Consider the following 12023-nt stretch of genomic DNA (forward strand, 5'->3'; position numbering starts at 1 on the left):
CCGCTACGAGCACATCCATGTGCGCTTGGCGTCGGCCATCCTTGGCCGCCGACATTCCGTAAAAGCCCCGCCCGACAACGCCTCTCCAAGCTTTGAGATATCTCTCGTGTTATCAAAATAGCCTGTAGGTTGGATTAGGCGAAGCCGTAATCCAACACGACACTTTGGGGATGCTTTCACTAAGTCGGATTACGACTTCGTCTAATCCGACCTACTAAGCTTTCTTTTCAGTTTTCGCGTTATCGCCACAGCGCCGCCGGCACGGGATGGGAACCTTCTTCCCGGAATGTCGACGGCCATGGATGGCCGGCGCCAAGCGCACATGGATGTGCTCGTAGCGGTTCCGGGAAGAAGGTTCCCATTCCGTGCCTGCCCCAAAGGTTTCAGGCTAGGGAACACACTCTGAAGGCAAGCACTAACGCAATCAGTCGTGTCCAGAGGCCGACCGCAAAATTGACCGAACAGGCTCCCAGACAGCCGGTGCCGAAATCAGAATATCCCGGCCCCACAGGTCCGCAGGATAGCCCTCAGGCACTTCACTAAAATGCCCCGCTGTAGCTCCAGCCTCCAGGGCGATCAGGCGGGCGGCGGCGAAGTCCCAGGGGCTGACGTTTTCATAGTAGATATCCAGTCGGCCGCAGGCCACCCAGCAGATATCCAGGGCCGCGGAACCGATGCGGCGCAGGTCGCGGCACTGGTGGATCATGGCGTCCAGGCGTTTGACCAACGGTTCAAGGCTGTCTTTGGTGTAGGGGAAACCGGTGGCGAACAGGGAGTCACGGGGAACCGTGGCGCCACTGTGCCGGATGGGACGACCATTCAGCGTCGCACCTTCTGAGCGGGTTGCCCGAAAGGTTTCTCCGGGGAAGGGCGCATGCACCACGCCCGCCTGGACGCGGCCTTTTTCGGCATAGGCTATGGACACTGCCACCTGGGGATGGCCATAGGCATAGTTCACGGTGCCGTCGATGGGGTCCACGATCCAGAGGGGGGTGTCCAGCTCTTCGGCCTGGCTGAGGTCGGGCATGGTCTCTTCAGAGAGGATTCGATGATCGGGAAAGCGTTTGCGGATGGCTCCGGTGATGAATTCGTCGGCCATCACATCCGCATGAGTGACCAGTTCGGTCTGGTGCTTGTAGTCGGTGCGCAGGGCGTTGCTGTCCCGCTCGCGGCGAATCAGTTCGCCGGCTTCCCGGGCCAGGTTTTCGGCAAAGTCGGTAATCTCGAGCAGAGAAACAGAATCAGACATGGCGCCCCCGTTTGGTATCCCGTAAGAGAGTGAGGGCGCCAGTCTAACACGGCAGAATCAGAGGCTGTTCAGCCACTGCTCCATCTTGTCCATGGCGGTGACCAGCCGAGGACATGCCTGTTTGACGAACTCGTCGCCCAGTTCCTGGTCGGCATAGTCACCGCCGGCCAGATGCAGCGATTCGGCGCCGTCGAAGTCGACAAAGGCCAGGCGGGCGGCCAGGTGATCCGGCACGAAGCCGAAGTCGCTGGCGGGCAGGATGGCGACGCCGGTGTTTTCCAGCAGCGCCTGGCAGAAGGCCTGGCTGGTCTTGATGTCTTTCCTGGCCAGTTGCTCCCGGAACCCGGAGAAGTCGGGGAACAGGTAGAACGCACCTTCCGGTTTCTGGACCACGGCGCCCATCTCGGTCAGGCGGCGATGCATGTACTCGCCCACAACCTTCAACACACGGCGGGATTGCTTCAGGTACTCCTCCATGTCGTCACCCCCGTTGAATGCAGCGATGGCCGCATGCTGGATGGGGGCGCTGGTGGCGGTGTAGGTTTCGCTGGCGATGATCGCCATGGCGTCCTGCAGTGGCCGGAGCTCCTTGGGGAAGATGAATGTGCCCAGGCGCCAGCCACCGGCACCCGCCCACTTGCTCAGACCGGTGCTGATGATGGTGCCTTCCGGGTAATAACGGGCGATGGATTTGTGTTTGCCTTCAAAATGCACTTCACCGTAGATTTCGTCCGACAGAAGGATCAGCTTGTACTTGCGGGCCACGTTGGCGATGGCCAGCAACTGGTCGTCGGTGTAGGTACAGCCAGTCGGGTTGGACGGATAGTTCAGGATAAGAATCCGGGGCCGCGAGGGGTCATCGCGACAGATGATATCCAGCTCCTCAGCGGTGAGCTGCCAGTTGTTTTCGGCATGGGTCGGCAGCCAGTGCACGGAACGGCCAATTATCCGGGCCTGCGGGGCATAGGAAACCCAGCTCGGGCGCGGGATCAGGAGATCGCCGTAGTACGCCAGCTGCAACATGAACAGCAGTTCCTTCGAACCCGGGCCGATCAGAACATCCTCCCAGGTACAATGCATGCGCTCGCTGCGGTTGATATAGCCGGCAATGGCTTCGCGCAGGCCCTTGAGGCCCTTGACCGGCAGATAGTCCTTTTCGTGGGCGTGCTCTTTCAGCGCCTCCACCACGCGATCGGGAACCGGGAACGGGGATTGCCCCAGCCCGAGTTTGATAATGTCCTTACCCTCGGATTTGAGCTGATTGCTCAGCTCGTTGATGCGAAGGGTGGCCGAGGGCTGAATGCCCCTGACGTTCAGGTTGATCGCGTAACGGTGGTCGTTTTGTATGTCCATTGTCCCTGTCTGTTGGTTGGAAGTGACCCCGTCAGTATAGAAAACCCAAACATATCTGTGATCTCGTGGCGGATAGGTGATTGCCGCAGTTTGGCGTCAGACTTTGGTCGCTAGCGGGATTTGATCCAGACTTCAACACGGCCATTGCGCGGGCTGCCGCTGCCGCCCACCGGCATGTACTGGCCATACCCGGTGTAGGCAACCTCCGGCACGTTCACTTCCTGTAAAGCCTTGCGGACCGACAGCGCGCGAAGCTCGGAGATCATCTGGGCTCGAAGCTCGTGGCTCTGGGTGTCGGCGAACCCGATCAATAACAGGTCGTCAGAGGATCGGCCGTTCTGGAGCAGGTACTGCTGAATCCGCAGCAGGTCGCGGCGCGCCTTGTTATCGAGCTTGGTTCGGCCTTCGGAGAAGCGGAAATTGACCGTCAGGCGGTGGTAGTTACCGGTCAGTCGGCGAAAGCTTTCGGGTGTCGAGTCGTCGAACTCCGGCTTCACCGCGATGGGGTTCTGTGAAATGAACCCGGATTCGGCCACCAGTGCCTGCCCCTGCTGGCCGAGGGCGAATCCGATCAGGCCGGCGGAATGCGGTGGGACATCACTTCCCGGCGTGTACATGTACAATCGACGTGACAGCGGGTAGTCCTCGCTGGCGACGGTGAGCTGGTTGGGGCGCAAGGCAGAGGCGTTGCCTTCCGAGATGGCCAGCAGTTTGCTGTCTCGAACCGAAGCCAGGCCGGAGAAGCCGATGCCGGAGGGATCCCGACTGACGTCATCGGATAGCTGGTCGTTGGATTCGTAGCGCCTGGCGTTGTTGTCCAGTTCGAACGCTTTCCCCAGTACCAGGGATTTGAAGGTGTCCCAGGTCCCGGAACGGTCATCCCTGGCGTAGAGGTGAATCGGGCGCTCCGGGCCACCCAGCTCTGACCAGTTCCGGATCTGGCCGGAGAATACCCGGCCCAGGGTCTCGATACTCATTGTGCTGACGGGATTGGACGGATGAACCAGAATCGCCAGTCCATCGATGGCAATGACGTGCTCGCTCTCTGGCGCAGTGAGGTCCGCCCGGGCGCGAAACTGTTCCGCTTCCTGCGGTTTTACCGGGCGGGAAGAGGCCCAGATGTCCGCTTTGCCGGCGGCCAGCGCCTTAAAGCCGGTGCTTGATCCGTGGGCTGCCACCAGCACTTCGGCCGTCCTGTTGTTCACCGGTGCTCGCAGAATCTTTTCGTTTTCCACGCCCGTGCCCCTGGACGTAACCTGCCCGCCGCCGTGCTCTTCCAGGTAGCCGGTAACCAGCATGGGCGCCAGGGTCGCGCCAATGGTGTTGGAGCCGTGAATTTCCAGATCATAGGCCTGGGCCTGGAACGCCATAATCGTTGGTAGCAGCAGCCCCGTGAGTTTTGAAGTCATCCGTGTGAATCGCGGCATCTTGATAAAAACCTTTACCAGACAGGTGGTTGGGAACCGAGAAGGATGCTTCAGAAATATGACAACTGTGTTTCATCGACCGCGCGCCATGCGGGTCCTGGGAGGAGTCTGTAAAAAAGTGTTAAGCAGTCCGCGGAGAACAAGGCCGGGCTCGCCTATAGTGATGCATCCGCCGTAACAAAAATAAACACTGCGGGCAGAGGCACATTCATGGATGCCATCACATCAGAAACGGGGCAGGCTGTTGTTTGTCCCACTCAGTCGCTTCCCCTGAAAAAGGTGTTGCTGGTTGACGATCACGCGCTCTTCTCCCAGGGGTTGGCGGGACTTATCCGGCAGGAGGAGCTTGCCAGAGAGGTTATCACCACGAGTACCGTCGAGGTTGCCTCAAGTCTCCTGGCCCGCCAGGATGATTTTCAGCTTATCCTGCTTGATATTGCACTCCAGGGCGAAACGGGGCTGGCCTTGTTACCGAGGCTGGCAGTTCACCGGGACCCACCTCCGGTGGTGATCATTTCAAGTAGTGAAGATGAGGCGACGGTGCGGGCAGCAAGGGCAGCCGGTGCCAGTGGTTTTCTGGCGAAATCCGCCGGAAGGTCGGCTCTGGTGAGTATGGTTCGGTCTGTGACCCGTGGTGAAGGGTACTTCCCGGGCGATGTTCAACCGGTGGCTCGGGATCTGGCGTTAACACCGCGGCAAATGGATGTCCTGCTGCTACTGGCTCAGGGCTTTCCCAACAAGCGCATCTGCCAGAGTCTGAATCTGACCGAACACACGGTGAAAACCCATCTCAAGGCCATCTTTACCCAGCTTGGTGTTCACAACCGGACGGAGTGTGTGAATCTGGCTCGTGCACGGGGGTGGCTGTGAGGGCCGCCGGTAGCCGCACCCAAAACATCGACCCCCGTCCCGGCTCTGTTTCGACGCCACAGGTTCCCCCCATCAGCCCAACGAATTCCTTTACGATGGTCAGGCCCAGGCCCAGGCCGGGGTAATCTGTCTGGCCCAGGCCCCTGACGTAGGGTGAGAACAGGGAATCGTTCAGCTCGGGGGGCACGCCGGTTCCGTTATCCGACACCTCCAGCAGAACATGCGTATCCACGTGGCGTGCGGACAGGTTAATTCCATTGCCTCCGCTGTGTTGCAGTGCATTGAACAGCAGATTCTGGAGCACCCGGGACAGTAGGGATGGATCGGCCATGACCGCGAAGTCGTCAGCGCTGTAGTCAATTTTCACGGTCACCTCACTGTTGCCCGATGAATCAGCCATCAGATCCCTCAGGTCCCGGAAAATCGGCGCCAGTGGGGTGGGCCGGATATCAGCCTGCACCATGCCTTCATTCAGTCTGGCGCTGTCAAAGACGGTGCCGAGAAGGCGGCGAAGGTGTCGGACCATATCCTTCAACTGCCGGGTTGTGGAGCCGTCCTGGCCAGGCGAAAGGTTCTCCAGCGTAATGTCGATCACGTTCAGGGGCTGGCGAAGGTCATGGCTGGCGGCGGTGATCAGTTCGGTTTTTCGTCGGCTTTCATCCCGGGCTGCCTGATGCAGTCGATCCAGTAGTTGACGATCCAGGAAGTGTGCACGGTGACGGTACTCGCTGGTCCAGGCGCCCACCATGCCAATGATGTTGGCCGTGGTCAGAAAGAACAGATTGGTGGCGAGGGCCGAGCCGGACATGCCGCTCTGAAGCTCAATCATCAGGTAGCTGATTACCAGTGCCAGTGACACCAGGGACGCGCTGAAAAACGGCAGCCCCATGGCAAAGTATCCGAACATGAGCATCAGGATCATGCCCTCGTAGGGCAATGGGTACCCAACCTGCCGAGCGGCAGCGATGATTGCCACCACGCTCAGCCCACCCACCAGATAGGCCAGGGTGTAGATGCGCTCGAAGTTCCTGTCGGAGGGAGCCTGACGGTAGGCGAGCCAGACAACTGCGGCGATCACCGGGCAGGTGATGGCGAGCCGTATGGATACCGTGGTCTTTGCCAGCTCCGGCGGGAGGGTTAGCGCATCCATCACGGCGTAGATCAGAAAAAGGATCAGCCCGGCGATCGAGACTGGCCGGGCCCGCTGCCGGATCAGGCCGGCCCTTGATTGCCGGTAGGCCTCTTCGAGGTCTGGCGTGAAACGCAGGTTGCGGAACCCTGCGGCCTGCTGCTGTTCGATCTGTTCGGTCGTCATGGCCGTGTCCAGTATCGCGTAGGTATCTGGATTGTATCTGGCACGGCCCAAGCCTTCGGGAACCCGAGCACATTCTGGTCAGCCGCTGCCCAGCATTTTCAGCCTTGCCCAGGTCCTGTCCTGCTGCTGCGGGAAATGTCGCTCCAGCAACGCCTGACGCTGCTTCTCCAGATCGGCCTCTGCCAATCCTGATGAGTCTGCCTGGTCCATCGCTTCCCGGAAGTCCTGGAAACGCTGGTCAAAATGCTCCCGCTGTTTCAGGTAATTCACGACGCTCTCGACGCCGTCCTGGTTCACACCCAGCTCTGCCAGCTGCCGTCCGGCTTCCTCGGGCGACGAGGCCGATTCGATGGCAGCGGTTCGGGCCTGTTGCTGTTGGCTGCTGGCATGCAGGTGTTGTTCGGTCGTTCTCAGTTGCTCCGGCAACTGGTTGCGGTGCCATTGGACGAGCGCCTGTTTGCCCTGTTCACTGAGATCCGCGCGTTGCTGAATGGCAAGGGTCGCCAGGGTGTATTCGCTGTAGGCCTCTTCGAGCCCGAAGAAGGCCTGGTGCGCCTCGGAGCTGAACGTGGCAGATCGCAGTTGTTTCAGTTGTGCCAGGGCGTCGCCCAGCGCAGCCAGCTGATAGGCCGGCTCGCCTGCCCGGGCAGGATCGAGGCGCGCTTGCATCACCTGAAGGGATGCCTGCTTATAGGCAAGGTATTCGTCCAGCAAAGCCAGTGCCTGGGAAGAGGCTGGCTCTGGCAAGTGGGTACGGGCCATTGCCTCGATCTGTTGGATGGCTGTCTCCGGAGCGACTTCGCCGACTGTGCTCAGGAAGTAATCAAAGAAGTCGCGGACCCGGAGGTTGATGACAAGCTCACCGTTGTTATCGGCGGTCAGCGCACCGTCGATGTCCGTACCGGACAGTGAGGCGGCAAAGGGTTGTGGTCCGAGTGAATCGGGCGTCGTGGCAGGTTCAGACGCCTGACTGACGTTTTCTATGACCAGTTGCCCGCCGGACTTCTGCGAAGACCTTGTTGAGCCATCCAGATTGACGGATTGCGTTGGCTTTGACGCCGCCCTGCTGGCTTCTGTCGGGGCTGTATCGGTAAGGCCGTACCAGAGACCACTGCCGGCCAGAATGGCCGACAGGGCACCGGGAAACAGCCATCGACGGGCTTCGATGGATGTCGGTTTCATGGTTACCTCACAGACCGCGGTTTTTAAGCCGGTTGGCCTGGGTGCGGTACAGGGTGACCGGGTTGGTCCACAGGGAGCGGGCACCAAGTAGGTGGTTGATGGCATCCACATGGTTCATGTCGTAGTGGGTGCCGATCACCCGGCCCATCATGGTGGAGCAGACGCCCACAAGACCGTCGTTGGGCTCGCTACCGAAAGCCAGGGCGGTCACGCCCAGGAAGGGGTCGGTAATGTCGAAAACGTTGGTCCATACACCCCGTCCGGTCCAGGAGAAGAACTTGATGCGGTTGCCGTTGATCCAGACATCTTCGCTGGTGCCGGCGCAACTATTCCGGTTCACCCCCTTCCAGCCAAGGGCGTCGTTGAGGCTGGTTGTGCCGGGAGTGGTGAGGGTCTCCAGGGCTGCCAGGCCGTTCTGCGGGTTGTCCGCGCCGGACAACGCATTGACCAGGTCACCCAGGGCGTTGGCGATGGCATTGGCGCCGCCCTCCACGTAGCTGCCCGGTGGGAGGATTCCCCGCACCACATCGGCCACTTTGGAGCCCTTGTTAACACCGTCGATGGAGGTGATTGAGGCGATCCGATGGGGGATCAATGCGGCAGTCACCCGGGAAGTAGGCGCGCCCTGGCTGTGGGCCATCAGGTTGACTTTGGAATGGCCGAGGCTATTGACGTAGTTCGCCAGTTGCTGGCCTCGCTGCTCACTGCTGTTGACGAAGGAAACGCTGGCGGAATAGACCCGTGCGCCACTGCGCTCAAGATTCCAGGGGATGGTGTGGAAGTAGTTTACAAGACCGCCAATGGTGTTGAACCCGGTGACACCATGAACCAGGACAATCGGATGGCGGGTCTGGGTATAGCTGGCGAAGCTTGAGAACGAGGCGGACAGCAAGGCCAGCCCCAGCAGAACTGCTGTGGTAAATCGAATACGCATGTGTGACTCCTGTTGTTTTTGTTGACGGCTGCATCAGGCAGCCGACGGTCGTCGATGCGTTGTCGATTATTGGTGTGTAAAGAACGATCAGGAATCGCCCAAATGGGTGAGGACAGGGAGGCTGCGTATTCAGGAAAACCGGTGCGGTTCCAGCTCCATATGCTGGATGCGCTGGCCCAGCATGATGATCCGACCGGTGTAACGTTCTTCGCCGGTCGACGTGAAATCGAACAGGAAACGGCGCCACACGCGGATCTTTCCCTGGTCGTCGCGCTTGAACCAGAGACCGCGCAGGAATACCGCGTCATCCAGCAGCATCACGTCCATGCTTTTGCAGTAGCGGTGCGCCGCCTGCAGCACGAAATCCTTGATGGCTTTGGCGCGCCACCAGTACCAGACAGCGAATCCGGCCACGAACAGCCAGAACAGGGTTCCAAGAGTCACGGTTGCAGCGATCTTCCAAGGTTACTGAGAGGGATGATCGCCAGCCTACCTCATTGTGTCGGCTCGGGGAATCGCTTACCGCTCTCCGATACGGGTGCCGGTAACAGTCGGTCAACCAGCATCTGCAGAAAATGACTGGTCAGCAGTTGGGCCTGGTCCACGTTATTGCCCAGGTGTTCTGACTCTTCCCGGGCGTTTTCGCTGCTCTGGACCGACCGGTTACCGAGCTCAAGAAGCCGTGCTGCCTGCCGTTCCACCTGAACACTCAGCGCGGCCTGTTGTTCGGTGGCACCAGCCACTTCGTGGGTGCACGAGGTAATGACATCGACATCTTTGAGTGTCGCCTCCAGGGTTTCACTGGCTTCATTGGCGATGTCAGCCGTCTGCTGGCAGCAGTGGGTGCCGTTGTTGATCACCTCAACCACTTCCCGGGTCTCGGTCTGCAGGGCACCAATCATCTCTTCGATCTTGCGGGTGGATTCGTGGGTCCTTTGGGCCAGACCCCGCACCTCATCGGCAACGACGGCGAAGCCTCGGCCTGACTCGCCTGCCCGGGCGGCCTCAATGGCGGCATTCAGGGCCAGCAGGTTGGTCTGCTCGGCAATGTCCGAGATAACGTCCAGAACCATGCCGATAGCATCGCTCTTTTCAGACAGTGTCTGCATGCGTCCATTGGCGACGGAGAGCTGTTCCCCGAGCTCCGACAATGACTGGTTCATGGATGTCATCTGGCCGCGGCACTGGCCGGCGGACTGGCGGGCATCGTCAGTTGCCTCGTGGGTGCGGGCGGTCAGCTCACTGACCCGTCGAACGCTCTCTGCCAGTTCCTCAAAGGCCCGGGTTATGTCCTGGATATCATCCTGTTGACTGCGAATACTGTCCACCGAGTTGGCGACCCACTCGACGGTGCGCTGTTTTCGGCCGTGGAGCTTGCCGACATTGGCATGCATGCGGGCGGAAACCGCCCTGAGTACCGCGTCCCGTTTCTGCCGATCGAATTCGATCCACGCGCCTTCGTCCCGACGGCCGGTGTAGACCCAGGGCATGGCCGGATGGGCCTCGCAGCAGGCTGCTCTGGCGCTGCGCATCATCGGCAGCGTCAGCCAGAAAAATACAATGAAGACCGACAACACCAGCCCCTGCAACAACAGCAGGTGAGGCAGCGTCAGCTCGGACAGGCCAAACCAGGCAAGGGCGAAAGCGAGCAGTCCATAGAGGCAGCCGATTTTCAGTGACAACGGTGGGCTGATCGCCAGATATCGGCGAGGCACCTTGCCCCGGTTCCAGGCTGCATACAGTTTCTCGGCCCGGGCGATCTGATCCGGTCGGGGGCGGGTGCGAACCGACTGGAATTCAATGATTTCGCCGTCTTTGCGTATTGGCGTGACAAAGGCGTCCACCCAGTAATGATCACCATTCTTGCAGCGGTTTTTCACCATACCCCGCCAGGATTCGCCGGATTTGATGGTTTGCCAGAGGTTCTCGAAGGCGCCCGGCGGCATGTCCGGATGTCGTATCAGGTTGTGGGGCTGGCCGACCAGTTCGTCAATTGAATAGCCTGCCACTTCGGCAAACTCCTCGTTGGCGGCGGTGATCTTGCCGCGAAGGTCGGTGGTGGTGATCAGATGATAGTGGTCCGGGTATCCCCGTTCTTTTTGGCTGACGGGTTCGTTGATTCGCATGAAGGTTCCTTGCCTTGATATCGGTTTTTGTCACGTTGACTAACTATCGACTGGCTTCTGTCTGTTCGATATCCGGTTATTGCAATAATTGAACGTTTCTTCACGTTTTCTTCTGCTTTGGTCGTAGCAATCGTTTTTTTGCAATATGTGGCTAGGTTGGCGACAGATACTGCTTATGCTGGTGACTGGAACTGGTCGGACCAGGTTCAGGAGCTGCCAGAAAGGAGTGAGCAGTGCATGCAGGCATTACAACAACAAGATTTCAGGGCCCTGGTGGATAACCATCCAAGGGCAATCATGCTGTCGACAACGGAACCCAGAATTGCCTACGTGAACCGGATGTTCCGCTCGGTGACCGGTTACCAGGCAGAGGAAGTGGTTGGTCAGGCGCCTTCGGTGCTCAGCTCCGGGCTGCATTCGCCCGAGTTCTATCAGGCTATGTGGAAAAGTCTGGGCGATTACGGGCGTTGGGAGGGGGTGATCTGGAACCGGCGCAAGAATGGTGAGACCTATCCCCAATGGTTGACGATCTATCCGGTGCAGCGGGAGGGACGACAGTTCTTTGCAGGGGTCTTCACCGATGTCGGAGATATAACCGCAGGCGACGAGCGCCTGGCCTCACTGGCTTATTACGATCCGCTTACGGAGCTGCCAAACCGTTCGCTGTTCCAGGAATTCCTCAAAGCACGTGTGGCCCAGAGTGAGCGCGACGGCGGATGTTTCGCCGTGCTGTACATCGACCTCGACTTTTTCAAGTCGATTAACGACCTGCACGGACATGAATGCGGTGATCAGGTACTGCAACAGGCCTCCCAGTGCATCCAGAGCGTTCTGCGAAAGGGAGATGTAGTCGCGCGGCTTTCCGGTGATGAGTTCGCGGTTATCATCGAACTGCTGAATGATGAGGACCTTGAAAGCGTATGTCAGCGTATGACGCAGATTTTCCAGGCGCCCATCATCGTGGGTGCGCGAGAGTATTTTTTGTCTGCCTCGGTTGGCGCTGCGGTATATCCGGACAATGGCCGAACCGGCGCCGAGCTTTTGCAGAATGCCGATCGGGCAATGTATACGGCAAAAATGGCTGGGCGTGCCTGCTACCGGATATACAGCGCCGTGGACAATGAGCGCGGACGGCACAGGCAACGTCTGTCCGAGGCATTGATAGCTTCTTTGAAGACAGCTCCAGACGAATTCAGCGTGGTCTATCAACCGCAGTATCACCTTGGTTCTGGCACGGTCGCCGGACTGGAGGCACTGTTGCGCTGGAATCATCCGGATTTCGGCCCGGTATCACCCGCGGATTTTGTCCCCATCGCCGAGCAGCGCGGCCATATTCACGAAATGACTGAGCACCTGGTTCGCTGTGTCCTTTCAGACTTGCCAGAGTGCGCAGGCCAGTTGCCCGAAGGGCTCGGTCTGGCCATCAATATATCGGCACGCCAGATAACCGATTCCCGATTGGAAGCCTTGCTGGAGCCACTGTTCGAACGCATTCGCAGTGTGGGCTGGGTGCCTGAAATCGAGATTACCGAAACCCATCTGATGAATCTGTCCCGGCAATGCCTGA

Annotated in this window: 10 protein-coding genes; 2 read left to right on the forward strand and 8 right to left on the reverse strand. The window is 59.3% G+C overall.

Annotated elements, in window-relative coordinates; translation table 11 throughout:
• Positions 1 to 424 precede the first annotated feature (424 nt).
• From QZ534_RS11740 to QZ534_RS11750, 3 genes are all read right to left on the reverse strand, one after another.
• Entirely contained in the window at positions 425 to 1249 is an 825-nt protein-coding gene (locus QZ534_RS11740) for an inositol monophosphatase family protein (RefSeq protein ID WP_296934665.1), read from the reverse strand.
• 57 nt (positions 1250 to 1306) lie between these two features.
• On the reverse strand, positions 1307 to 2602 hold the full coding sequence (locus QZ534_RS11745) for an aminotransferase class I/II-fold pyridoxal phosphate-dependent enzyme (RefSeq protein ID WP_296934666.1): 1296 nt from the start codon (positions 2600 to 2602) through the stop codon (positions 1307 to 1309).
• Positions 2603 to 2712: 110 nt separating this feature from the next.
• Positions 2713 to 4011, reverse strand: a complete 1299-nt coding sequence (locus tag QZ534_RS11750; protein ID WP_296934667.1) for a substrate-binding domain-containing protein — start codon at positions 4009 to 4011, stop codon at positions 2713 to 2715.
• Positions 4012 to 4239: 228 nt separating this feature from the next.
• On the opposite strand from QZ534_RS11750, the gene QZ534_RS11755 reads away from it, so the two are divergent.
• Positions 4240 to 4899 (forward strand): response regulator transcription factor, encoded by a 660-nt coding sequence (locus QZ534_RS11755; protein ID WP_296934668.1) that lies wholly within the window; start codon positions 4240 to 4242, stop codon positions 4897 to 4899.
• Here QZ534_RS11755 and QZ534_RS11760 read toward each other — a convergent pair.
• The 5 genes from QZ534_RS11760 to QZ534_RS11780 form a co-directional block, all read right to left on the reverse strand.
• Positions 4832 to 6214: a HAMP domain-containing sensor histidine kinase gene (locus tag QZ534_RS11760; protein WP_296934669.1), complete on the reverse strand. Its 1383-nt coding sequence runs from the start codon at positions 6212 to 6214 to the stop codon at positions 4832 to 4834. The two genes, QZ534_RS11755 and QZ534_RS11760, sit on opposite strands and share 68 nt — an antisense overlap.
• Before the next feature lie 78 nt (positions 6215 to 6292).
• Positions 6293 to 7396, reverse strand: a complete 1104-nt coding sequence (locus QZ534_RS11765; RefSeq protein WP_296934670.1) for a lipase secretion chaperone — start codon at positions 7394 to 7396, stop codon at positions 6293 to 6295.
• 7 nt (positions 7397 to 7403) lie between these two features.
• On the reverse strand, positions 7404 to 8330 hold the full coding sequence (locus QZ534_RS11770; RefSeq protein ID WP_296934671.1) for an alpha/beta fold hydrolase: 927 nt from the start codon (positions 8328 to 8330) through the stop codon (positions 7404 to 7406).
• Positions 8331 to 8459: 129 nt separating this feature from the next.
• Complete coding sequence (locus QZ534_RS11775) at positions 8460 to 8774, reverse strand: DUF3301 domain-containing protein (protein ID WP_069182059.1); 315 nt, start codon at positions 8772 to 8774, stop codon at positions 8460 to 8462.
• Positions 8775 to 8824: 50 nt separating this feature from the next.
• Positions 8825 to 10456, reverse strand: a complete 1632-nt coding sequence (locus tag QZ534_RS11780; RefSeq protein WP_296934672.1) for a PAS domain-containing methyl-accepting chemotaxis protein — start codon at positions 10454 to 10456, stop codon at positions 8825 to 8827.
• A gap of 237 nt (positions 10457 to 10693) precedes the next feature.
• On the opposite strand from QZ534_RS11780, the gene QZ534_RS11785 reads away from it, so the two are divergent.
• The coding region (locus QZ534_RS11785) for a bifunctional diguanylate cyclase/phosphodiesterase (protein WP_296934673.1) at positions 10694 to 12023 on the forward strand (1330 nt) is incomplete at its 3' end.

This window comes from uncultured Marinobacter sp., from assembly GCF_913055835.1.
In the GTDB taxonomy this organism is placed as follows: Bacteria; Pseudomonadota; Gammaproteobacteria; order Pseudomonadales; family Oleiphilaceae; genus Marinobacter.

What these genes read in the sequence shown, in the direction of transcription:
- QZ534_RS11760 (WP_296934669.1), bottom strand. Translation starts at nt 6,214, where the DNA reads ATGACGACCGAACAGATCGAACAGCAGCAGGCCGCAGGGTTCCGCAAC.
- QZ534_RS11745 (WP_296934666.1), bottom strand. Translation starts at nt 2,602, where the DNA reads ATGGACATACAAAACGACCACCGTTACGCGATCAACCTGAACGTCAGG.
- QZ534_RS11750 (WP_296934667.1), bottom strand. Translation starts at nt 4,011, where the DNA reads ATGACTTCAAAACTCACGGGGCTGCTGCTACCAACGATTATGGCGTTC.
- QZ534_RS11770 (WP_296934671.1), bottom strand. Translation starts at nt 8,330, where the DNA reads ATGCGTATTCGATTTACCACAGCAGTTCTGCTGGGGCTGGCCTTGCTG.
- QZ534_RS11780 (WP_296934672.1), bottom strand. Translation starts at nt 10,456, where the DNA reads ATGCGAATCAACGAACCCGTCAGCCAAAAAGAACGGGGATACCCGGAC.
- QZ534_RS11765 (WP_296934670.1), bottom strand. Translation starts at nt 7,396, where the DNA reads ATGAAACCGACATCCATCGAAGCCCGTCGATGGCTGTTTCCCGGTGCC.
- QZ534_RS11740 (WP_296934665.1), bottom strand. Translation starts at nt 1,249, where the DNA reads ATGTCTGATTCTGTTTCTCTGCTCGAGATTACCGACTTTGCCGAAAAC.
- QZ534_RS11755 (WP_296934668.1), top strand. Translation starts at nt 4,240, where the DNA reads ATGGATGCCATCACATCAGAAACGGGGCAGGCTGTTGTTTGTCCCACT.